Consider the following 22425-nt stretch of genomic DNA (forward strand, 5'->3'; position numbering starts at 1 on the left):
TTCACTTTTAACTGAAGGGAAAACCGCAGGGACTGTCTCCGCCTGCGGTTTTCCCTTTTGTATACCAAGTTTCCCAAAGCGGTATGTAAAAATCGCAAGTAATTGGTTATTCAACCTTGCCCAAGCTAGGGCTACAATGCAAGGGAAGAAGGGACGCGATCTTCGGACCTGATGCTCACCTAGTTGGCTCTGGCATATCGGTGACACCAACTAAACATACGGCTACCGGCCGTTTACAATTCGGTGTAGAACGGCAACACCCTTTCTGATCTGATATGGTGTTAACGCCGCGTAGCCTAGTATGAATGACGGCTTGACCGGATTCTCCAGCATAAAGTAATCCGCTGCAGGGTAGACGATGACACCTTCGGCGAGCGCAAGACGGGCAATATCGCGTTCGCTCATATCGCTTTCCAGTTCGACCGTCAAATGCAGGCCAGCTTCCGAGCCGTGAAGTACGATCCGGCTGCCGAATGAAGCACGCAGACATTCGACCAGGCAAGCGCGACGCTCGGCGTACAAGGCGTTCATCGCTTTGATATGTCTGGCGTATCCGCCGCTTTGCATGAAGAGCGCGAGTGTCTCCTGCTCCAGTGTCGGCGTCAGCCGGTCGCTTATCCATTTGACGGCGAGGAACGCCGACTTCAGCTTGTCGTCTTGAAGCACCGCGTAGCCAATCCGCAAGGCGGGATACAATATTTTGCTGAAGCTGCCAACGTAGATAACGTTGCGGCTATGAAGCAAGCCGGCCAATGACGACAGTTTGTGCCCCTCGTAGAGGAATTCGCTGTCGTAATCGTCCTCCACAATGAATGCGCCGTGCCGGTTGGCCCAATCCAAAAGCTGCAGCCGCCGCTCCAAGGACATGGTAACGCCGAGCGGGAATTGATGGGAAGGCGTTACATAAACGAGCTTTGTCCCCGCGTCCTTCCCGCCGGCGTAAGCGTCCATCCGGTCGACCCTCAGACCTCCGCGATCGACTGGGACGGAAACCACGTCGGCCATTGCGAAGGCGAACAGTTTTCGGAGAACGGGATGGGACGGATCTTCCAAAAACACCTGAGCGCCAGGGCCAAGCAATACCCTCGAAAGGATATCGAGCGCCTGCGTGGCGCCCGTCGTAACGACGATTTGTTCCGGCTCCGCGTGAAGCGAGCGAGAATGCCTCAGCATTCGTGCGATTTCGGCCCTCAGTGCCGGAGAGCCTTCCGCAGGGGCGTAACCCAGCATATCGGGTCCGGCGCTGCCGCTAGCCGCAACCAAGCAGCGGCTCCAGGTCTTGATTGGAAAAGCGTCATATGCGGGAACGCCATGCTTGAAATCGATTACGCCCAGCTGCGGCGCCTTCTTCTTGCGATTTTCTCCGATCCATAATGGAGCGTCATCTTGAGCGAGCAGGGAAGCGACGCGTTCGTTACATTCGAGCCCCATAGGCGTTAACGGTTCAGACTCGTGCCGGACCTGGTCGCGCTTATAAGTAACATACGTCCTCGAGCCTCTTCGAGCATCTACGAAGCCTTCGGCCTGCAGTTGGCCGTAAGCCTCCAGTACGACAGTCCTCGAAATGCCGAGGGCGGCGCAAAGCGTTCGTGAAGGAGGGAGTGCTTCCCCTTCCTTAAGCAAACCATGTATAATCGCATGTCTTAGCCGTTCGTACAGCTGTCTGAATAACGGAACCGCCGATTCGTATTCGAGAGTCAGGAGAAGCTCATGCGTCACGTCGTCACCTCGCATCGTGATCAAATAGGGGATTGCCAAACGGCTGCAAGTCATTTTCAAACGAAAAAGGAAGAGGGTATAACGGTGAATATTATGCTCGTACTGGCTCACCCGAACAAGAACAGCTTCAATCATGCAATCGCCCTGCGTATCCGGGAAGGGCTGGAAGCTCAAGGACATATCGTCAGTTTTCATGACCTCTATGAAGAAACGTTCGATCCCGTGCTGTATGGAGACGAAAGGGATTTGCTGGACCCGCTTGTACGACAGCATCGCGCCGAACTTGCCGCCACGGAAGGGCTGGTTATCATCCACCCGAACTGGTGGGGCCAGCCTCCGGCGATGCTCAAGGGCTGGATCGATAAAATAATATGCGAAGGTGTCGCTTACCGGTTCAACACCGGCGACGATGGGAGCGGAATCCCCGAGGGGCTTCTCCATATCCGGTCGGCGCTAGTCGTTAACACGTCGAATACGCCCGAGGTGCGTGAACTATCCGCGTTCAAAGACCCGCTGGATACGATATGGAGGAGCTGCGTGTTGGCATACTGCGGGGTTCAAGAGATTCGCCGCAAAGTGTTTCGCGTCGTCGCGGGGAGCACGAATGCACAGCGAGAAAAGTGGCTGTGGGAAGCGGAACGTTTGGCGCTGTACATCTTTAGATGAAGGCTGGAAGGACAACGTTTCCGCTATTATTTTATCATTCTCTTCCTATTTCATTCTTGAGTTTCTATTATATATTATACGATCATAGTAAATTTAAGGTTTTTTCAGTTAAAACATCGCCGCGGAGCAAGTGATGTTTTATAAGTCCAATATGCCGCGGCGAGAATGGGATGAAGTTCTTAACATACCTAGATTTTGGAATGTGCAGTCCGTATGGGGAACGGCTAAAACGAGATGCCTGCCGACAGTCAAGCTCCGGCTTTTCGCAAGCTTTTTTCTTGGGGCTTCCGCAGCGAGCGCGAACGCGAGCGGGTCAAGCCGAGAGAAACGGCGGCAGTAGCTGCGGCTATTGCGACTCCCGCAGCCCCGATCCAGCTGATTGACGTAAGGGACGCTTGCTCGGCAACGACGCCGCCGATGCCCGCCCCCGCGGCCATGGCAAGCTGCAGAACGGAAGTGTTCAGGCTAAGCATAATGCCGGAAGCTTCCGGAGCGAGGGACAGCAAGTAATATTGCTGCGTCGGTCCCGATGACCAGGCGGAGAACGCCCACAGCATAAGAATCGGGAATACGGCCGCCGGAGAATGCGCCGCCAGCGAGAGTAGGACTAAGGCAGCGGCGTGCATCAGCATGCCTCCGATCAAAGTACGGGGGACGCCCCATTTATCCGTGCCGTAACCGCCGAGTTTGGAGCCGATCAAGCTGGCGATACCGAATGCAAACAGACCGATACTCACGCCTTTTTCGCTCATGCCCGTAACGGTAAGGAGAAAAGGTGAAATATACGTGTACGCGATGGAATAACCGGCGATCCAGAAGAAGGTGATCGCAAGCGCCACGACGATCCTCGATTCCTTCAGCAACGCCAGCTGCTTACGAAGCGGAACCGGTTCTTCGCTGCCCGTCTTCGGAATCACAAGTGACACCGCCAGGATGGCGAACAGGGCGAGTACACCGATGCCGCCGAAAATCAACTTCCAATTATAAACGGAGGCAATAACCCTTCCAAGAGGGACGCCGACGATGAGTGAGGTGCTGAAGCCCATGACGAGTGTGGCAATTGCGCTTCCTTTCTTGTCGGGAGGCGCGAGTTTGGATGCGACGGTCAGAGCCGTCACGACAAAGACACCGGTACTAAGCGCGAGGACGATCCGTGACGCGATCAGAAACTCGAAACCCGGCAGCAGAACCGCGACCGCATTCCCAAGCACGAATACGGCTAACGAATAAATAAGCAGCTTCCGGCGTTCCAGACGGGACGTAATCGCCATAAGGACTGGAGTGCCAAAAGCATAAGCCAGCGAAAAGACGGTAATTAGCTGACCTGCCGCAGAAACGGTTACCCCGATGTCACCCGCAACTTTATCCAAAATGCCGGCGATAATAAACTCTGACGTTCCGACCAAAAAACTGACGACGGCCAGCATATAAATTTTCCAAGCATTTGACATATTCGAAATGCTCCTCTCTCCACCTCAAAGATTTTATATTTCTAGAAATATAGAAATAGAAACAAAAAATTATTCCAGCAAATACGGCGCGTACTTTTGAGCAAGCTCGCGATTTACGCTGTAGTAAATGTAGGTTCCGTCTTTGCGAAGATTCAGCAGTCCGCAATCCGTCAATTGCTTCAAATGATGAGACAGCGTCGAGCCGGCAACAGACTCCAGCTTGCTTCCGATGTCGGAACAGCAAAGATTTTTTTCTTCGGTAAGCATCATAGCAATTTTGAGCCGTGTCGGTTCCCCGAGCGCCTTGTAAACTTTAACGGCTTGCCGTACTTCCGCATTATCTTCGACCATAGCTACCTCATCCTCTACTGTCTTTGTTATTTCTATATGTATCGAAATTAAACATACCTTACCATAGCGATGCTCGAAAGTAAACATGGAATTTGCATTTGGGCTAACTCATGTCTCGGTTGCAGCAACTATCTCAGCAGAAGCAGGGGGGCAGATAACTAAGCAGGGTAAGCAATAGGAAGAACTCTTGCTAGAGCGTGTCTTCAAACCTAATCTAGCCATAACAAAATAAAGGCCAGTGATAAAAAGGCCGCAAATGTACAGGTCAGCTTATCGTAACGAGTAGCCAGCCTGCGATAATGTTTGAGCTTGTTGAATAAACATTCCACGAGATGGCGTTCTTTGTAAAGCCATTGTTCATTTCATAAGATGCGATGTTACGTATATACTTGTCATAACAGCAGTAGGGCACTATACTTGGTGGAGACTGGAATTACCAGATTGGACATGTCCCTCGTGACCGATATCCGGGCGGCTCGTTACACCATTTGCAGAAAGGAAATAGAAATCAATGACGATACCGATCATTATGCATGTGAACTATTGCGAGCAAGGTCAAACGATTGACGAAATGTGCCATAAAGCGGTGGAGTGGGGATACGACGGCATCGAATTCCGCAGAGTGCGCAATGGTATCAATGAAGAACCAGAAGCTTATTTGGACCAGATCGCCGCTGCGGTGTCCCGTTCCGGCTTAAAACAGGTTATTTTCGGCTCGCCGGGACCTAACTTGACCGTTTCCGACGCGCAGGCGAGAGAAAAGGAAATCGCCCAAACCGTCCATTTCTATCGCCTGGCCTCTGAGCGGTTCAAGCTGACGGTCAACAACACGATGGCCGGATTTTTAGTCGACAAATCGTTCGGCGGCAGCGAATACGATAAGCACGGTTCGGCGGCTGCGACCGACGAACAATGGCTGTATGCGGTGGAAGGCTTTAAGGTTCTGGGCGACTTGGCTGCCGAGCTTGGCTTCCGCTTCGCCTTCGAAACCCATATGAACTATATTCACGATTTGCCTGCGCCAACGAAAAAGTTGATCGATATGATCGATAAGCCGGCAGTCGGCGCCAATCTGGATTTCGGCAATGCCGTGTATTTCAAAAAGGTGCCGGACTTGAAAGAGAGCATCGACCTGCTTGGCGATCGTCTTTACTATGTTCATCTGAAAAATTCGATCGGACTGGGCGACGGCAGTCGCAGCGCGATCGGGCTGGCCGACGGAGAAATTAACCACCGTCATTATTTGAAGCTGCTGAAGCAAGCCGGATACGAGGGTCCGATCTGTATCGAAGCGCCTCGGCAAGGCGATCGCGAATGGTTCGCGCAAGCCGATCTGGCATATTTGAAACGACTGCTCAGCGATTTGCAGTGACCCCTCAGGTGGCTTCGTCTCGATCGGGGGCAACATCAGTTCAACAAACGTCGGCAGCCAAGATCTCCACGGCTGCCGACGTTTTGTTTTGTTCCGCTATATGGTTAGGATTGACATGCATCTAAAATGGCAATACGAAACAAAGTGTGGCTCGATATGAGCAAATCTGTTTCCGACTTGGCGAACTGTCTTAATGATCTACAATCCGCCGATATTGAAAATGCGCCCTCCTCTGGACAGCACGATTTTTATCACGGCGGCAGTCTATCGGTATATGACGGGGAAACCCGCAAAGCGATAGAATTCTAACCGAGAATGCATAAGGTAACGAAAATAACTTATCGAATAGATTAGGAGAAACAACAAAAATATGAATTTAGAAAATACCCCCACATTGGAAACAAAACGTTTGATACTCCGTAAATTCAATGAAAACGATATGGAAGCCTTGTTTGCTATTTACAACGACATTGAGGTAAATACCTATTTGCCGTGGAATCCTTTGAAATCATTAGAAGAAACAGCGGCATTTTTTAAAGAAAAATATGCCGAATCGTACAGAAAGCCGAACGGATATAGATATGCTGTTTGTCTAAAATCCGATAATATCCCAATAGGCTATGTCCATGTTAGCGATGGTGACAATTACGATTTTGGCTATGGTTTGAGAAAGGAATTTTGGCATAAGGGGATAGTTACAGAAGCCAGTAAAGCAGTGGTCGAACAGTTGAAAAAAGATGGTATACCGTATATTACTGCGACGCATGACAGAAACAATCCGAGAAGCGGCGGTGTAATGATAAACATTGGAATGTCTTACTGTTATTCGTATGAAGAACAGTGGCAGCCTAAAGATATTCTTGTTACTTTCCGAATGTACCAGCTAAACTTTGACGGGAAAAAAAACCGTGTTTATAAAAAGTATTGGGATGTTTCAAATGTTAGATATATTGAAGAAAATATATAAATTTCATTTGTACGCATTAGTAAAGACGAAGAAAGAGGTTTTTTTGTGGATTATATAAGAAGAAAGGGTTGTCCGGATGCAGACAACCCTATATTGCTATAAAATTTTCCTTGTGGTTAATGACATTAAGAGAATGTCAGTAAGTTTTAAAACTAATCCAGGAAAGTATTTATCTTTATTATGCTGTAGGATGGCGTCTACCATTCCACCTTACTTTGTTTCCTTGGCCTGCAGTTCGGCAATCAATTTGTCTCCTTCAACGTCGAGGTTCGGCAGCAGGCGGTCGAGCCACTTCGGCAGCCACCAGGCTTTGTCGCCGAAGAGAGCCATGACAGCCGGTACGAGCGCCATGCGGACGAAAAACGCGTCGATAAGAATGCCCAACGCCAGTGCGAAGCCAATTTGTTTGATCATGATGTCGTGGGTCATGACGAAACCCGCGAAGACGGCGACCATAATAACCGCGGCCGCGACGACAACTCGGCTGGCTTGGTCGTAGCCATGAATGACGCTGCTTCTGCCGCGATGCCCGTGTACGTAGGATTCCCGCATGGACGAAACGAGGAAAACCTGGTAGTCCATTGCGAGTCCGTACAGGATGCCAGTAACGAGGATCGGGATGAAGCTCATGAGCGGTCCGCCGGTATCTACGCCGAACAGGCTGCTCGCCCACCCCCATTGAAACACGGCGGTCGTGATGCCGAACGTAGCGAGTACGCTAAGCAGGAAACCGACCGTCGCTTTGATCGGAACGAGAATGGAACGAAAGACGAGCAGCAGGATGATCAGCGACAGCACCACGATGACGCCGATGTAGGTCGGGAATACCTCCGCAAGTCTGCTGGACATGTCGATATTGATCGCGGTGAAACCCGTTACGCCAAGGGTGACGCCATAATTCTTAGCAATGGCCGAATCGTTCGCGCGGAGTTCGTGGACGAGATCCTTAGTAGCGGCGTCAGTCGGGCCCGTTTTCGGAATGAGGGTAAGAATGGCGATGTTGCCGTTCGCGTTCATACCAACAGGCGTTACGACGGATACGTTCTCGTTCTTTTGAATTTCCTGTACAATGCCGCCTAACGTCTCCGGCGCGATGACCCCGGCGGAATCATTCGGCTCGGCTACGATGAGCAGCGGGCCGTTGAAGCCTTCCCCGAAACCGGCGGAGATGGCATCGTAGCTCTGACGGGCGGACGAATCCAAATTCGCGCTTGCGCCAGAAGGGATGCCCATTTCCATCTTGGCTGCCGGAATCGCCGCTACGCCAAGAATGGCGATAACCGCAACAATGACCGGCCAGCGTAATTTTACGATGCCTTTCACCCAGGCGTCCGCAATGCCATGTTCTTTGGCTGCTGCTTTGGAGCGGAGCTTCTCGCGAGCCTTGACGGAGCAGATGCGCTCGCCAAGCAGTCCAAGTAGTGCCGGAAGAAGCGTAAGAGCGATCAATACGCTAAGAAGCACAGTGACTGAGGCAACCAGTGCCATCATGCTCAAGAAAGAAATGCCGATGACTAGCAAGCCGCACAAGGCGATGATAACCGTCAGACCGGCAAAAAATACGGCGCTTCCCGCCGTTCCTACCGCCCGGCCCGCGGCTTCGCGCGCCGTCAATCCCTGGTCGAAAATTAGACGGCGCTGCCGGTTTACGATAAAGAGCGCGTAATCGATGCCAACCGCCAGCCCGATCATCAAGGCCAGAACAGGCGTGAACGATGTCATCGTCACGAAAGTGGAGAGAGCGAATGCGCCTCCGACGCCGATCCCGACGCCGAACAATGCGGTGATGATTGGCAAACCTGCCGCGACCAGAGAGCCAAGCGTCATGATGAGGACGACGGCCGCGATGAGAAGCCCGAACACTTCGTTGATGCCAATCGGTACTTCCATCGCTTTCAGCGAGTCGCTTGGAAGCGCGGTTACGCCGCTGCCGTTCACCGTTTCCGTGACGGCTTTCACGACCGTATCCGTCACGCCCTGAGGCAGCGAGTTTTGCTGTACGGTAAATTGGAATTGAAAAAGCGCAATGCTGCCGTCGGTTGCAATCAGCACGCCGGTCACAGGCATGCCGTTGATCATCAGCGGCATGTAAGGAGGCAGATTCCCGGCGTTAGCCGTACTCGCATTTGCGCCTTGGGCTGCACCGGCTTGCTGCCCTCCTTGCGCAGCTTGCTCCTTGCTCTGGTCCGCTCCAGCGGCGGCAGCAAGTTCCGCGGGATTAATGATATAGTCAAGCTGGTAAACCTTGTTAACCGCCTCGGCGATCGTAGCGATGCGTTCCGGCGTGTCTAGACGCTCGCCTTGAGGTGCGGTGAAGAGTACGCTAGCTTGTCCGCCGGATGCTTCCGGCAGCTCCTTTTCCAGCTTGTCGAGCACCTTCTGTGATTCCGTGCCTTCGATCTTCATCTCGGAGCTTACACTCATGCCGTTCACGCCGAGCATGGCGACAACGATGCCGATAATCAGAATCCAGACCGAGATGAAAGCCCACGGTTTGCCGTAGGCGGCTTTGCCGATTCGATACAGTAGTTTGGACATGCTGTTACAGTCTCTCCTTTAGTGTAATTAATCGAGTAAAAAACCGTTCCGCAAGTAGCCGAACGCCGTATCAAAAAAGTCGTCGAACGATTGGGCTCCGGTTTCTTCATCCGGCGCTTCTCCAGGGAGCCGAACGAGTAACGATCCATCGAGCAGGGGCACGATCATTGAGCACACCGAGCCGACCAACAGGTAAGTGTATTCGCGAGAATGCGATTCCCGGAACAACTCAGTCAAGAGATTCTGGGCTTCACGCTGCAAGAGATGAACTGCGGTCAATGTATAAGGCTCCAGGCCTGGGTAGCTTTTGGATAGTGTAAAGAGCTGCTTCATTCTTCGGAGCGATTCTTCCGCCAGCTGCATTTTCACGAACTGGTACATCGCGTCGATGGGTGAAGTGGAGTCGGGCATCCGGTTCAGAAGCTCGTAAAACTCGCCGACATCGTGATACGGCACTGTCGCCGTGGCTACGGCTTCTTCCTTGCAGGAGAAGTAGTTGGCGAACGTGCGGCGGGAATAGCCGGCACGCTGCACGACATCTTCCACGACGAAGCCGTCCATTCCGCGTTCCAGCGCCAGTTGGAAGGCCGCTTCCGCCAAGGCGTGCGCCGTCGCTTCTTTTTTGATTTCGCGCAAGCTAGATTTGTTCATTTTGTATCCTTCACCTCCGCCCGGCGGACCGGATTTCTTATCATGTATGAATTTAATGTAGCACCAAATTGCCCAATGAGCAATATTGCGCATTGGGCATTGTTTTGGACAATGTGTGAACGTTCGTTAAAGGAAAATCCATAAAGAACAATCAATAGTAAAATTATTGAAACTAAGTTACTGTCTTACTTTTTCGTGGTAATATTAGGTTGTTAATGGGGACCGGTTATTCGTATTAAGAAGACTGATCTACGAACGAGTGGATAGTTAATGATGTTAAGGAGTGACATTCCATTCCATGGATTATACGAAGTGTTTTAAGGAAGTTATACTGAAATATCCATTTATCGACCCTATTGTGGAATTTATTCGTCATAACGAAAACATGACTTACAAGGTAACGGAAAAGGGATCTGAAGTAACTTACTTGTTGCGAATGCACAAACCAATAACAATAAATATGCAGGGTGTACAAAACAGGCGTGAGGCGATTCAAGCGGAACTAGAATATTTGTCAGCATGGTCGTCTCATTCCGAATTACCTGTTCAAATCCCTGTTCCGAATATGAACGGTGAACTAGTAACTAGCATTGTCATTGAAAGCGAAGAAGTGCATTGTTCCGTCTTGAAATGGATTTACGGGGAAACCATGTCCAAGAGTGATTTCACCAGTGAAGAAATGGTTAGTACCTTGGGGAAGTCTATTGCATATTTACATCAGTTTTCGCGGAATTTTAAACATGGCTCAAGTTTTATTAGACCCGAATATGGGATTGAGTGGGTTGACAACATATTAACCAAATTGCGAGCAGGCGAAAAAATGCGTATTATCACCGCCGAGGAATTTCAAATTCTTGAACATGCATTTTCGCTGGTAACCGGTCGAATGAAAGGGTTGAGCAAAAGTTTCGAGACATGGGGATTCATTCATGCCGACATTCACTATAGCAACTTAATTCGAACATCAAGGGGAATATCATTCATAGACTTTGGATTATCGGGATTTGGATATTACGCAATGGATGTCGCTATGGGTGCCTTATTTACTAAAAGAGAATTACGGGATGATCTGCTATCCGGCTACAGTTCCATTATTTCCGGAAAAATAGACATCGCCCAGTTAGAGGACTTGATGTTTTTGAATATAAGCGAATATTACGCATTTCTGGTAAGTAGAAAAGAAAAGCACATGTGGATACGTGAACATATACCGAGTCTGATTGAACTTTGTAAATCTTTGCTTAAAGGCGGAACGGTTTTTTATAAAATCAATCAAGTAGGCCTAGCTAACTAGGGAAGTCAAAAAATTACAAGTATTCACAATACGCGTCATGAAAATGAAAGGGCGATTGCTGAACGATGAACCGTTACACTAAGGAAACCGCCGGACAACTGTTACGACAATTAAATTTGCCAGATGCCGTCATCCATATTTTTGATAAAGGAGGAGGGGCATTCACCCTGTATTAACTGATTATCGCGTACCTTATTATATTTTCAATTCATGGGAAACAATTCCTTATCCGGATATTGTGCCGATCTGGGAAGAAGGCATCGTTGTAACTGCTTACGATAGGATACGCGAGGGATTTGTCCGATTCAGCCTTGAGTCTCCTGAAGCAGAACGGTTCTTCTATTCCCATTTTAACGGTATCGCCGCGGAAATGCTGATCGTTATGCTGGAAGACGAGGATATAACCGAGGAAGTACTGGACGAGATCGCCAAGCTTTTCGCATTTCCTTATATGGGTTATTTACGGGAATCCTACGATGCCTCGAATCACCAAACGTATTTAGAACATAAACGCTGGACCAAAGAATTCATGCTGGCCATTGGAGCATTGACGGTAAGCGGAAGCTGAAATTGAAGCAATTCGAATAATCTTCGATGCCCTGCCAATGGGAACTTTTGCTCCATCTCGTACATATCTTCAGGGCAACGAGCATCGAGCGGAAGACTTTTCTACATAATGGCAGTGTTGTAGAACATTTGTTTTAGCATTTGAAACGGAGGGAGAACTGGCTCGATAGACTGACAGCAAGGGATAACCAGACTATCGCTTATGGGTTGTTAACATCATTAACCTTTACTGAATGGTATTGCAATGAATAAAGGGCTGTGTTAAAATTTCGCTGACACTTAACGATAGGAGTTGAAGAGAATAATGTAATCATTCTTGCCCTCAGTTAAAGAATAGAGCAGCTATTGTTTTATTCTTTATCGGCAAGAAAGTTACCTTATTCTTTTCACTCAAAAAATATATTATGATTCATTCTCTGCATGAGGGTGGACCTGCCATATTTTTTGGAGCTGTAAGAAAGGTAACTTTCTTGCGGCTCTTTTTATTTAAACCGTCTGCTGCAAGTTTGGATTAAACATGTAGAATGTGAACGAACATACCAACCGTTTCCAGGAGGATGAACGCGATGATGATTGAGGTTGTAGATGATGGAGTGAACCGGTTCTTGTCGGTTGAAGCGGTTCACACAAAAACGAAACGGTTGCCGGAGATTTACCGATCTATCGACAGATGCACGTAGCGATCCTACTGCGAACGCATCTTGTTGCAGTTGGTTAATGACGCGTGAAGGCGCCGGCTAACGGCTGCTTTTATGCGTTTTCTCCGGCAGTAAGGAGAAGATATGAAACCAACTTTGAAATATGAAACGATTCGGCGAATGGTGTCCGACATCAAACAGCCTGCCTATCGATATGCGCAAATTACGGATGCAATATTTAAGAAAAAGATCAATGAATACGAGCGGATGACTATGCTGCCCAAATTTTTGCGTGACGAGTTGTCTCGGACGCTTGGCCCGCATGTCTGCAGCATCATGCCAGTCAAGGAACTCTCGTCGAGCCAGGTCAACAAGGTGCTGTTTGCCGTCGCGGGCAGCGAGCGCGTTGAAGCCGTGCGGCTCACATATGAACGGGGATGGAAATCGTACTGCATTTCCACACAATGCGGCTGCGGGTTCGGGTGCAAATTTTGCGCCACCGGTACGATCGGCTTGAAACGGAATTTGACCGCCGATGAAATTACCGACCAGCTACTGTACTTCCTTTTGAGAGGCCATTCCTTGGACAGCGTCGCTTTTATGGGGATGGGGGAGGCGTTTGCTAATCCGTATCTTTTTGATGCGCTGAGGATATTGACCGATCCCATTCTTTTCGGTTTAGGACATCGGCGAATTACGATTTCCACAATCGGTCTGCTGCCGGGAATCGAGAGGCTGACAAGGGAATTCCCGCAGGTGAATCTAACCTTCTCGCTGCATTCGCCGTTCGACGATCAGCGAAGCGAGCTGATGCCGATCAACGAGCGGTTTCCAATTCGCGACGTGCTCCATGCATTGGATCACCATATCCGGCATACAGGGAGAAAGGTGTATATCGCATATATTCTTCTTCGCGGGGTCAACGACTCGGCGGCGCATGCGGAAGCGGTAGCCAAGCTGTTGCGGGGAAGGGGACCCGGGGAACATCTATATCACGTTAACCTGATTCCGTATAATTCGACTGAAGTAACGCCGGAAAGCTACCGGACATCCGATCCGAATCGGATCGAAGCGTTTGTTCGGATCTTGAAGTCCAAAGGGATCAACTTCACGATCCGAACGCAATTCGGATCGGACATAGACGCGGCATGCGGCCAGCTGTACCGTACCGAATAACGGATGCAACCTAAAGTGGTACTGGAAGCTTATTTTTTTGCTAATTTAGCACTTTAAGTGGGGCGTAAAAAAAGGTTTGTGATCTCATCAAAAACGAATGAAAATAGTCACTTTTATAATGGCTGAAAAGCCGCAGAAGAAGGACATAGGCGAAGCTGCCTATGTCCTTTTTGGGGACTCTGTTTTTACCGCTGGCTTACTTCGTTGCTCGTTTGTCCCCTATAGGCGTGTGAATGAGGATTTCTGCCGTTTATTGTCGTATATCCCTCAAACATATGGTAGTGACCGCCTCCGGGAAGGGCAATTACAGGCCCGGTCGTTCCTTGAATAAGATGGGTGTGCCCCTGATCCATCGATGTAACGGCACGATACCCGTGTACGTGAGGAACGCCGGTTGGAGCGGGAGCCGTCCAGCTTGAGTAATCATGAGAATGACCGTCGTTGACTGAAGTTACCCCCGAAAAGGCATGAACATGGACCGGCTTGCCGTTCCACGATGTGATAAACAACTGATGGGAATGATGGCCGTCTTCATCTCCGGATTCCAGCACAAATCCGGTAACAGGAATTTTCATATGCTGCTCCTTTCGCTAAGGAGATAATCTAGGTTTAGTCTACGTGGAATCTGGATTGTCACGAAACGGCTTTTGCCTATTTTTTTAGTGAGGGAAACATTCTTTTTACTGTTCAGAAAGATTAGACCGCTCAAGCTCAAATATGGTTAGTCCCTGAACTGTTTCTCTAGACCCAATGTGAATATGAACTAACCGAGAAACTATGATAACAATCCGTTTGACTTGAGTTACAAAGACAATATTGTTCCAATTTTCGATAATATTGCTCATAGGCAAGGCGAATAAGTTCCTTTAAGATGATGCTAATATGGGCTTGGACTGTCTTGGCGACACAACGGGAGGGAATGGCATGGGGGTATGGATCGGCAAGCTGCTGCCGCAAAAAATCAAAAACCGGTTTTTCTTTAGTTTCGTCCTTTTCGTGCTGATTCCTCTGCTGCTGCTGCAGCTTTACTACTACCGCTCCACGGAGCGGCTGATCGTAGACAAGATACAAGAGCAAAGCGGCCAACAGCTGGACCTGATGAAAACGGGCTTCAGCGAGATGAAAAACATCGCTTTTCTGCAATGGATCGAGCTGGAAAGGAGCCGGGAGCTGGTCGATGCCCTGCGAGATATCCGCCGCGACACCGATAAACAGATCGAGTCGATACAAGAGGTGATCGACCGGAGCCGCAGCCGCGCGATGCCGCAAAGCCGATATTTGCACTATTCCGTAGCCGATTTGAACGATTTCCAAGCGAGTTCGGCAGAAGCGGGCGGTGGACCTTTGGACCGGAGCTGGAATGCGAAAGCGCTTGCGGCTCTAAATGAGAAGGGCGAGAGTTATCGGTGGGTTCCCGGCGTGCCGAATGATTTGCCGGCCAGCGTCACTTGGAGCAGCAAGCTGCTTACTTTTATCGGGACGATTCGCGATGGGGAAGCTCTGATCGGTGTGCTGCGCATCAGTTTTGACTATGAGACCTGGCTTAAAGATTCGGCCAAAAATTTCCCGGTGCTGCAAACCTATTACATCCTGGACGAATCCGGAAAATCACTGGTGCAAACCGAGCCGACCGGCGGTATTAAGAACGACATCGTGAAGAAATTTACGCCAACGTCTTCCAACCCCGCTTATTGGGTGGAAGAGTCGAACACGATGCTGTACGGCTCGACTTGGCTGCTGCCGGAACGTTGGCAGATTGTCAGCGCCTTTCCGCTTCGGATCTATTTTGGCGATTTGAAGCTGCTGGAGCAGCGGATATTTATTACCTTCCTGATTTTGACGTCCGTATTCATCCTGTTGACCTTGCTCATTTCCTCCTCCGTTACGCGGCCGCTCAAACTGCTCAAAAACAAGATGGAAGGCGTGGTGAGGGCGGAGATGAAAACGTTTCTTCCGGAGCAAGCCTACCGCGGTGAGCTTTCGGGCTTGGCTCGCTCGTTCAACCGCATGGTGACCGATATGCACCTGATGGTCGATCGGCTAAAACGGGAGGAGAGGCAGCGTGAATCCGTTCGCTTCCAGATGCTGATCAGCCAGATGAATCCCCATTTCCTGCTTAATACGCTGAATACGCTTAAGTGGCATGCCATCGACAAGGAAGACGCGACGGCGGCCGATATATGCAAGCAGCTTGGCAAACTGCTCGAATCGAGTTTAACCGACGAGGCCGATCTCATCCGCTTGCAAGACGAGATCGATTTGGTAGAGGCTTACGTGAGGATTCAAAAGTTCCGCTATGACGACCGGTTCGTCGTGTTTTACAAGTTCGAAGAACATCTCCGTTATGCTCTCGTGCCTAAGCTAAGCCTGCAGCCTCTGGTCGACAACTGCATTGTGCACGGGTTCCCGCGGATGGAGAAGCAAGGCGTCATTCAAGTAAGCGTTTACCAAGAGGGAAACAAGCTGGTCATGGAAGTCAAGGATAACGGGCAAGGCGTGAAAGAAGCGGAACGGAAGAAGCAAAGACGGATTCGCAAAGGGATCGGCTTGACCAACGTCCGCGAACGCCTGCAGCTGCTGTTCAAAAAAGAAGCGGAGCTTGAGCTGGTTGAACAGAAGGAAGGGGCGCTCGTTCGTGTCACCTTTCCGATCCTGTTGGCCACACCCTATAAATCGGAAGGAGAGGAAGGCCGATGTGGAAGCTGATCATCGTGGAAGATGAGCCGATGGTGCGCCGGACGATACGAAACAAGGTTAATTGGGAGCAATTGGGCTTTACGATCGTCGGAGAAGCGGAAAATGGCGAAGATGCGCTTCAGCTTATTCAGGAAAACAACCCCGATCTAGTGATCGCGGATATCGTCATGCCGTTTATGGACGGGATCGAGCTTCTCAAGGCGACGCGAGCGGAGGGCAGGGAGACCCGCTTCCTGATGCTGACGTGCATGAATGAATTCGAATATGCGCGCCAAGCGCTGGAGCACGGCGCGTCCGCCTACGTACTAAAAGCGTCGATGGACGTGGAATCGCTGGCGGAAGCCTTATTGAAAATCCGGCGGGAACTGGAGAACCGGACCGAAATTCATGAGCTCCAATCCCGGAGCAAGCTATATGCTTTTGAACAGCAGCTGCCTCTGCTGTGGGACCGTATTTTCACCCATATGGTCGGAACGGCCGGTGAAGGGGAGGGGGACGAGCCGATTGTCCGTCCCGAACGCGGAGCGGGGTACGTCTGGATAGGCGTATTCCTATGCAGCGCGCCCGACCGCTGTCTGGCCGAGGTAAAAGAGTCCGGCTTTGCCGTAGCGGGGCAGCTGGCCGGTCTGACCTCCTATTGCCACTCGGGCATCACGACCGTGTTTGCATTCGCCGATCGCCCCCTTCGTTGGAACGGCCCTACAGCGGGCACTGCCGTCATGAAGGGGGCGTACACGCGAGCGTTTCCGGTTGAGGAGCTGTTGAAGATCTGGGCACAGCTCCTGCATGCCGCCGACCGGCTCTGGTATGACAACCGGCAAACCGTGGAGTACGATGCCCTCCGGACAAAGCCGGAGGACGCGCTGCCGCTCCTGTCGTGGACGTATGAAAAGGAGCTGCTGCGCGAATTCGAGCAGGCCAAGTTGGAGGCGTGCACGAAAACGCTTGAGGCAATGTGGGCGGAGCAGCGCAGACTGCAATACCCGCTTGTGCTTGTCAAGTCGGGGATCCTGCACCTGGATCAAGTGCTCGCACGCATCGCCGGACGTCCCGCGCTTCCGGCACGAGAGCTGTTGGAGGCCGCTTTTTTTGACGAGATGAAGTATCTGTTCGGCAGACGGCTTTCCCTATACATGCACCACCATACCTCGGCCAAAGTAAGCCTGACGGACCATGAGGAGGTCAACAAGATGATCGCTTACATACGGCAAAATTATGACGCTCCGATCACCCTGAAATCGCTTTCCCGTTATGTTTCAATGGAAGAACACTATGTCAGCCGCCTGTTCAAAAAGAAGGCAGGGGAGTCGCTTATACATTATTTGCAAAATTACCGGATCGAGAAGGCAAAGGGTTATTTATCCGAGACGGACATGATCGTAAGCGATGTCGGACGAAGCGTAGGGTTTGCGAACGACAACTATTTCAATAAAATTTTCAAACGGACTACGGGTCTCACACCGAGCGAATTTCGCAAGCGTTTCAAGCACGGGGAAACCTCACAGTAATAATATCGCGCGTCGCGCGGGATAAAATCGTTCCATAAACGGGACAACAATGTTCCTTATTCCCCGTTCCCGCCCCTGTTACTATGTATTCAGAACAGCAGAGGGGGAGGAACTTAATGATCAATTCGGCAGCATACTGGAGGAAGGTTTGGAGTTTTCGCGCTATTTATTTGATGCTGCTTCCAGGGATCGTTTATTACATCGTCTATAAGTACATTCCGATCTATGGACTGGTCATCGCCTTCAAGGATTACGACATCCTGGAGGGAATTCTGGGCAGCCCATGGGCGGATCCGTGGTACAAATACTTCCGGCAATTTTACGAATCGCCTTATTTCTCGCAGCTTCTGACCAACACCTTGCTCATCTCTTTGTACAAGCTGTTGTTCGGCATGATTCCGCCTATTATTCTGGCGATACTCTTAAACGAGTGCAGGGTCCGATGGCTGAAAGGGCTCGTGCAGACGCTGAGCTACATGCCCCATTTTTTATCTTGGGTCATCATTTACGGCATCCTGATCGTCCTGCTGTCGCAAAACAGCGGGATCCTGAACCGGTGGATTACGGATGCCGGAGGAACCGCGATCCCGTTCCTGAGCTCGCCCGAATGGTTCCGAACCGTTCTGGTCGGCTCCGAGGTGTGGCAAAACTTAGGCTGGGGGGCGATCATTTACCTTGCGACCATGGCCGGGATCGACCCCACGCTATACGAAGCGTCCCGTGTGGACGGGGCGAGCCGGCTGCGCATGATCTGGCACATCACTTTGCCGGGAATACGCAATGTGATCGTGCTGCTGCTGATCCTGAGACTGGGACATCTGCTGGACGCCGGCTTCGATCAAATTTACATTTTGTACAATGTCCATGTATACCCGGTAGCCGACATTCTCGACACTTGGGTGTTCCGGACTGGGCTTGAGCAGTTCAACTTCAGCTTGGCCTCCGCAGTCGGATTGTTCAAATCGCTGATCGGACTGGTGCTAGTGCTGGCATCTAACGCAATGGCCAAACGATGGGGGGAGAGCATATGGTGAACGCCGCCTCCGACCGCGTTTTCAATTGGGTGTCCTATGCGATTTTGACGATAGTCGGGCTCGCAGCCGTCATCCCTATGCTCTACGTATTTTCCGTGTCGCTGACACCTTATGGCGAAGTGTTGAAAAACGGCGGTTATGTGCTCATTCCTAAGTCGGTTACGTTCGAAGCGTACCGCAAGCTGTTCGAGACCTCGAACATCCTTCGATCCTTTAACGTTACCGTCTTCCTGACAGTCGCGGGCACTGCGGTGAACCTGACGATGACGGCTCTGACCGCTTACGGCCTCAGCCGAAAGAAGCTGCCGATGCGCTCGCTGTTCCTGTACATGGTCGTGTTCACGCTTCTATTCAGCGGAGGAATCATTCCGACGTACTTGATCGTAAAATCGACCGGCATGCTGGACTCGATCTGGGCGCTGATCCTGCCGAATGCGATCTCGAGCTTTAATGTGCTGCTGATGAAAAGCTTTTTTGAGAATTTGCCGGAGGAGCTGTTCGAAGCGTCCCGGATGGACGGTGCGTCGGAATTCCGTATCCTATGGCAGGTTGTTGTCCCGTTGTCGAAGCCTTCGCTCATCACGATCGGCTTGTTTTACGCGGTTGGCCACTGGAATCAATTTTTTTCCGCGATCATGTACATTACGGACCGGAACTTATTTCCGCTCCAAGTGGTCGTCCGGGAAATATTAACGATGGCCCAGCAGCCGCTGGAAAATGCGGAGAATATGGTGCCGACCGTGACCATGCAGATGAGCGCTGTCGTTTTGGCCAGCTTGCCCGTGTTTATCGTGTATCCGTTTCTGCAAAAGCATTTCACCAAAGGCATGCTGCTGGGTTCGGTAAAAGGTTGAAAAAGATTGATCTTGGGCGCGCCAATTTCAATAGATGCTAGATCCGATTCAGAAAGGGGCTCAATACATGAAAAGCTTGAAAAAAGGCTATGCCATTCTTACCGTCACCGCCCTGACCGCTGCCTTGGCAGCCGGCTGCGGCGGCACGGAGAAATCGACAGCAGGCGAAACTCCCGGGGCTTCCCCAACAGGGACATCGGCCAAACCTTCGGCACCCGTCGCTCTTAACGTCACTTTGACCGGTACGGGACTCCCGTCTACGGATGCGGACGTTATCAAACAGACGCTCGACAAAAAGCTCGGCATCGATTTGACATTGGCGCCGCTGCAGACGCTTGACGATTACTCGAAACAAGTCAGGCTCCGCATTTCCGCCGGCAATTATCCGGATTTATTTCAAGTGTCCTATGCCGAAATGAAGGAGTACGCCGACAAGGGCTTGCTTCTCGACCTGACGCCGTATTACGGCAAAGAGCTGAAAGTTGCGGGAGACTTCGTCACGTCGCTCTCGAGCGAGCTGCTCAAGAAAGCTTCATACAATGGCAAAATATATGCGATTCCGCGCAACGGGGATGCCCCGTTCGATGCGTATTGGATCCGCAAAGACTGGCTCGACAAGCAGGGCTTAAAGGTGCCGACGACGCTCGAGGAGCTCTTGGCTGTAGCCAAGGCATTCACCGAGAATGACCCGGACGGCAACGGCAAGAAGGATACGTACGGCATTTTGGGCGGAGAGTTCTCGACATTCGCCTCGGTGCTTGGCGCCTACGGTGTGAGCAATCCGTTCGCCGGCGCTTTCTACAAGCAAGGAGACAAGCTCGTCAACGCTTTCTACGATTCGAACATGCCGCTCGCACTGGGCGCGATCAAGACGCTCATCGATGCGAATGTAGTCGATCCGGAGATTATGACCAACAAGTCCAATGAAATTCAGCAGAAGGCGTTCCAAGGCAAAGGCGGTATCGTGAACTACCCATGGACCGGCTTCGCCAAAGACGAATTCATTGCGCAGATCAAGACGGTGAATCCGAAAGCCGAATGGATTACGTTCGATGCGCCTGTTGGACCGGCGGGTCAATTCGACGGCGCGTTCGACTACGACAGGCCGGGCCGCTTGCTGGCAATCCCGAAGACGCTCGAGAAGGATAAAGAGAAGCTGCGAAAAATATTTGACCTCATTAACTATGTGTCTTCCAAGGAAGGAAACGAGCTTGTCATGTATGGGATCGAGGGAAAACATTACACCAAGCAGGACGGCAAGTATTCGCTCACCGATCTGATGACGAAGGAAGGCGGATACTTTACGCTTTACCAATTCACAGGCCGTCCTAACGAATCTTATTTGGCGAACAAATTCCCGAACCAAAAGGATATAAGCGCTTATGCGGCCAATACCAAACGGATCCGCTTGCTCGACAGCTCGGTCATTCCGCCTGAAGGCTTCAATAAGGCGGATGCGGACCGCTACACCAAAGAGGAATTGGTTAAATTCGTCTACGGCAAACGTCCGCTGTCCGAATATCCGGCTTTCCTCAAGACGCTGGAAGAAACGTTCAAATATAAGCTTTATGTAGATTCGGCCGAAAAGCAGTTGAAGGAACAAGGCTTGTTGAAATAACCGACAATACGACGACGGAGGATAAACGGAAATGACGGATAAGGAGTATGACGTAATCGTCGCGGGGGGCGGACCGGGCGGAATAGCCGCGGCGGTCGCCTCCGCGAGATTGGGAGCGAAGACGCTGCTGATCGAAAGGTATGGATTTCTGGGCGGAGCGGGGACCGCGATGATGGTGAATCCCTGGATGACTTATTGGGCTCACTTCTCCGACGGGAAGGAAATTCAGGTCATCAACGGCGTGCTGCAGGAGCTCGTCGAACGGATGGAGGCTTTGGGCATGTACGGTCATCCGAAGCAGCGGACCGCATTCGACCCCGAGGCACTGAAGGTCGTGGCGGAAGAGCTTTGCATGGAAGCCGGCGTGCATCTGCTCTACCATACGTTCCTCGGCGGCGTCAAGACGGATGAATCCGGCAGGAAGGTGGAGTCCATGGTCGTTGCGAATAAGGCGGGTCTCGTGGAACTCAAGGCGAAGCTCTTCGTCGATACGACCGGCGATGCCGACTTGGCCGCCATGGCCGGAGCCGTCGTGGAGAAAGGACGCAGCGTCGACAACCTGATGCAGCCTATGACGTTGAACTTCCGCATGGGCGGCGTAGACGTCGACAGGATGCCGGAGCGGGCGGAGATCTCCCGCCGCTACGTGGAAGCCAAGACTCGCGGCGAGATCGACTGCCCTCGCGAGAACGTGTTGTGGTTTTATGCGACGCAGCCGGATGTGATTCACTTCAACACGACGCGGGTTATCCTGAAGGATGCGACCGACCCATGGGAGCTGACCCAGGCCGAGATTGAGGGACGCCGCCAAGTGCAGCAGCTCGTAAAGTTCTTAACGCGAGAGGTGGAAGGCTTCGAGCATGCCTACCTGCAAACGACCGCACCGCAGATCGGCGTGCGCGAATCGCGCCGAGTGATAGGCGACTATGTCCTGACGGCGGACGAACTGCTCGCGGCCTGCAAATTCGACGATGTGATCGCGTGCGGCACGTATCCCGTCGATATTCATAATCCGAGCGGCGAAGGCACGATCATGAAGCATTTGCAGCCGGGCGAATGGTACGATATCCCGTTCCGCTGCTTAATCCCGCTAAAGCTCGACAACCTGCTCGTCGGAGGGCGTCCCGTATCGGCCACGCACGAAGCGCACTCCGCTATCCGGGTGCAGCCGATCGCAATGGCAATCGGTCAGGCAGCCGGCGCGGCAGCCGCAATTTGCGCACTGAAGGACCGGACGCCGAGGGAAGTGGACATCCGAAGCGTTCAGCAAGCTTTGACTAAGCAAGGCGCATCCTTGGGACTCGACACACGTGCATTCTAAAAT

At 51.3% G+C, this 22425-nt stretch carries 18 protein-coding genes and 1 pseudogene; 12 read left to right on the forward strand and 7 right to left on the reverse strand.

From position 1 onward, the window contains the following. Positions 1 to 222: 222 nt before the first annotated feature. Positions 223 to 1719: a MocR-like pyridoxine biosynthesis transcription factor PdxR gene (pdxR, locus tag DQG23_RS03905; RefSeq protein WP_158560284.1), complete on the reverse strand. Its 1497-nt coding sequence runs from the start codon at positions 1717 to 1719 to the stop codon at positions 223 to 225. Between pdxR and DQG23_RS03910 the strand changes: the two genes are divergently transcribed. After that, entirely contained in the window at positions 1711 to 2385 is a 675-nt protein-coding gene (locus DQG23_RS03910) for an NAD(P)H-dependent oxidoreductase (protein ID WP_202865854.1), read from the forward strand. The two genes, pdxR and DQG23_RS03910, sit on opposite strands and share 9 nt — an antisense overlap. 248 nt (positions 2386 to 2633) lie before the next feature. On the opposite strand, the gene DQG23_RS03915 is transcribed toward DQG23_RS03910, so the two are convergent. The 3 genes and pseudogenes from DQG23_RS03915 to DQG23_RS03925 form a co-directional block, all read right to left on the reverse strand. Continuing rightward, on the reverse strand, positions 2634 to 3836 hold the full coding sequence (locus DQG23_RS03915) for an MFS transporter (RefSeq protein ID WP_113029459.1): 1203 nt from the start codon (positions 3834 to 3836) through the stop codon (positions 2634 to 2636). 69 nt (positions 3837 to 3905) lie between these two features. After that, entirely contained in the window at positions 3906 to 4187 is a 282-nt protein-coding gene (locus DQG23_RS03920; protein WP_113029460.1) for an ArsR/SmtB family transcription factor, read from the reverse strand. 209 nt (positions 4188 to 4396) lie between these two features. Continuing rightward, positions 4397 to 4537: pseudogene (locus DQG23_RS03925) on the reverse strand (transposase); the annotation flags it as partial. Between the two features lie 161 nt (positions 4538 to 4698). On the opposite strand from DQG23_RS03925, the gene DQG23_RS03930 reads away from it, so the two are divergent. Together DQG23_RS03930 and DQG23_RS03935 are read left to right on the forward strand one after the other, a co-directional pair. Further along, positions 4699 to 5559, forward strand: coding sequence for a sugar phosphate isomerase/epimerase family protein (locus tag DQG23_RS03930; RefSeq protein ID WP_113029462.1), 861 nt, complete (start codon positions 4699 to 4701; stop codon positions 5557 to 5559). 370 nt (positions 5560 to 5929) lie between these two features. Continuing rightward, a complete protein-coding gene (locus tag DQG23_RS03935; RefSeq protein ID WP_113029463.1) occupies positions 5930 to 6526 on the forward strand; it encodes a GNAT family N-acetyltransferase in 597 nt (198 codons plus the stop codon). A gap of 210 nt (positions 6527 to 6736) precedes the next feature. Here DQG23_RS03935 and DQG23_RS03940 read toward each other — a convergent pair whose 3' ends face one another. Next, entirely contained in the window at positions 6737 to 9064 is a 2328-nt protein-coding gene (locus tag DQG23_RS03940; RefSeq protein WP_113029464.1) for an MMPL family transporter, read from the reverse strand. A 27-nt stretch (positions 9065 to 9091) separates the two neighbouring features. Continuing rightward, positions 9092 to 9715, reverse strand: a complete 624-nt coding sequence (locus tag DQG23_RS03945) for a TetR/AcrR family transcriptional regulator (RefSeq protein WP_113029465.1) — start codon at positions 9713 to 9715, stop codon at positions 9092 to 9094. 298 nt (positions 9716 to 10013) lie between these two features. Between DQG23_RS03945 and DQG23_RS03950 the strand changes: the two genes are divergently transcribed. From DQG23_RS03950 to DQG23_RS03960, 3 genes are all read left to right on the forward strand, one after another. Further along, entirely contained in the window at positions 10014 to 11009 is a 996-nt protein-coding gene (locus DQG23_RS03950) for a phosphotransferase enzyme family protein (RefSeq protein WP_113029466.1), read from the forward strand. 238 nt (positions 11010 to 11247) lie between these two features. Beyond that, positions 11248 to 11577, forward strand: coding sequence for a hypothetical protein (locus DQG23_RS03955; protein WP_113029467.1), 330 nt, complete (start codon positions 11248 to 11250; stop codon positions 11575 to 11577). A gap of 781 nt (positions 11578 to 12358) precedes the next feature. Further along, complete coding sequence (locus DQG23_RS03960) at positions 12359 to 13390, forward strand: Cfr family 23S rRNA (adenine(2503)-C(8))-methyltransferase (protein WP_113029468.1); 1032 nt, start codon at positions 12359 to 12361, stop codon at positions 13388 to 13390. 185 nt (positions 13391 to 13575) lie between these two features. On the opposite strand, the gene DQG23_RS03965 is transcribed toward DQG23_RS03960, so the two are convergent. Then, complete coding sequence (locus DQG23_RS03965; protein ID WP_113029469.1) at positions 13576 to 13965, reverse strand: YmaF family protein; 390 nt, start codon at positions 13963 to 13965, stop codon at positions 13576 to 13578. 349 nt (positions 13966 to 14314) lie between these two features. Between DQG23_RS03965 and DQG23_RS03970 the strand changes: the two genes are divergently transcribed. The 6 genes from DQG23_RS03970 to DQG23_RS03995 all read left to right on the forward strand — a co-directional run bounded on the left by DQG23_RS03970 (position 14315) and on the right by DQG23_RS03995 (position 22422). Further along, the gene (locus DQG23_RS03970) at positions 14315 to 16096 is read left to right on the forward strand and encodes a sensor histidine kinase (RefSeq protein WP_158560285.1); all 1782 of its coding nucleotides are present in this window, start codon (positions 14315 to 14317) and stop codon (positions 16094 to 16096) included. Continuing rightward, positions 16084 to 17595 (forward strand): response regulator, encoded by a 1512-nt coding sequence (locus DQG23_RS03975; RefSeq protein WP_113029471.1) that lies wholly within the window; start codon positions 16084 to 16086, stop codon positions 17593 to 17595. The genes DQG23_RS03970 and DQG23_RS03975 overlap by 13 nt, the downstream gene beginning before the upstream one ends. A 116-nt stretch (positions 17596 to 17711) precedes the next feature. After that, positions 17712 to 18629, forward strand: coding sequence for an ABC transporter permease (locus tag DQG23_RS03980; RefSeq protein ID WP_238177727.1), 918 nt, complete (start codon positions 17712 to 17714; stop codon positions 18627 to 18629). Continuing rightward, on the forward strand, positions 18623 to 19483 hold the full coding sequence (locus DQG23_RS03985) for a carbohydrate ABC transporter permease (protein WP_113029473.1): 861 nt from the start codon (positions 18623 to 18625) through the stop codon (positions 19481 to 19483). The genes DQG23_RS03980 and DQG23_RS03985 overlap by 7 nt, the downstream gene beginning before the upstream one ends. A gap of 67 nt (positions 19484 to 19550) precedes the next feature. Further along, on the forward strand, positions 19551 to 21101 hold the full coding sequence (locus tag DQG23_RS03990) for an extracellular solute-binding protein (protein ID WP_158560286.1): 1551 nt from the start codon (positions 19551 to 19553) through the stop codon (positions 21099 to 21101). Between the two features lie 31 nt (positions 21102 to 21132). After that, positions 21133 to 22422, forward strand: a complete 1290-nt coding sequence (locus DQG23_RS03995; RefSeq protein WP_113029475.1) for an FAD-dependent oxidoreductase — start codon at positions 21133 to 21135, stop codon at positions 22420 to 22422. The last annotated feature ends 3 nt before the right edge of the window (positions 22423 to 22425 follow it).

It is taken from the genome of Paenibacillus contaminans, assembly GCF_003285015.1.
Lineage (GTDB): Bacteria > Bacillota > Bacilli > Paenibacillales > NBRC-103111 > Paenibacillus_V > Paenibacillus_V contaminans.

What these genes read in the sequence shown, in the direction of transcription:
- DQG23_RS03910 (WP_202865854.1), top strand. Translation starts at nt 1,711, where the DNA reads ATGCGTCACGTCGTCACCTCGCATCGTGATCAAATAGGGGATTGCCAA.
- DQG23_RS03915 (WP_113029459.1), bottom strand. Translation starts at nt 3,836, where the DNA reads ATGTCAAATGCTTGGAAAATTTATATGCTGGCCGTCGTCAGTTTTTTG.
- DQG23_RS03920 (WP_113029460.1), bottom strand. Translation starts at nt 4,187, where the DNA reads ATGGTCGAAGATAATGCGGAAGTACGGCAAGCCGTTAAAGTTTACAAG.
- DQG23_RS03930 (WP_113029462.1), top strand. Translation starts at nt 4,699, where the DNA reads ATGACGATACCGATCATTATGCATGTGAACTATTGCGAGCAAGGTCAA.
- DQG23_RS03935 (WP_113029463.1), top strand. Translation starts at nt 5,930, where the DNA reads ATGAATTTAGAAAATACCCCCACATTGGAAACAAAACGTTTGATACTC.
- DQG23_RS03940 (WP_113029464.1), bottom strand. Translation starts at nt 9,064, where the DNA reads ATGTCCAAACTACTGTATCGAATCGGCAAAGCCGCCTACGGCAAACCG.
- DQG23_RS03945 (WP_113029465.1), bottom strand. Translation starts at nt 9,715, where the DNA reads ATGAACAAATCTAGCTTGCGCGAAATCAAAAAAGAAGCGACGGCGCAC.
- DQG23_RS03950 (WP_113029466.1), top strand. Translation starts at nt 10,014, where the DNA reads ATGGATTATACGAAGTGTTTTAAGGAAGTTATACTGAAATATCCATTT.
- DQG23_RS03960 (WP_113029468.1), top strand. Translation starts at nt 12,359, where the DNA reads ATGAAACCAACTTTGAAATATGAAACGATTCGGCGAATGGTGTCCGAC.
- DQG23_RS03965 (WP_113029469.1), bottom strand. Translation starts at nt 13,965, where the DNA reads ATGAAAATTCCTGTTACCGGATTTGTGCTGGAATCCGGAGATGAAGAC.
- DQG23_RS03970 (WP_158560285.1), top strand. Translation starts at nt 14,315, where the DNA reads ATGGGGGTATGGATCGGCAAGCTGCTGCCGCAAAAAATCAAAAACCGG.
- DQG23_RS03975 (WP_113029471.1), top strand. Translation starts at nt 16,084, where the DNA reads ATGTGGAAGCTGATCATCGTGGAAGATGAGCCGATGGTGCGCCGGACG.
- DQG23_RS03980 (WP_238177727.1), top strand. Translation starts at nt 17,712, where the DNA reads ATGATCAATTCGGCAGCATACTGGAGGAAGGTTTGGAGTTTTCGCGCT.
- DQG23_RS03985 (WP_113029473.1), top strand. Translation starts at nt 18,623, where the DNA reads ATGGTGAACGCCGCCTCCGACCGCGTTTTCAATTGGGTGTCCTATGCG.
- DQG23_RS03990 (WP_158560286.1), top strand. Translation starts at nt 19,551, where the DNA reads ATGAAAAGCTTGAAAAAAGGCTATGCCATTCTTACCGTCACCGCCCTG.
- DQG23_RS03995 (WP_113029475.1), top strand. Translation starts at nt 21,133, where the DNA reads ATGACGGATAAGGAGTATGACGTAATCGTCGCGGGGGGCGGACCGGGC.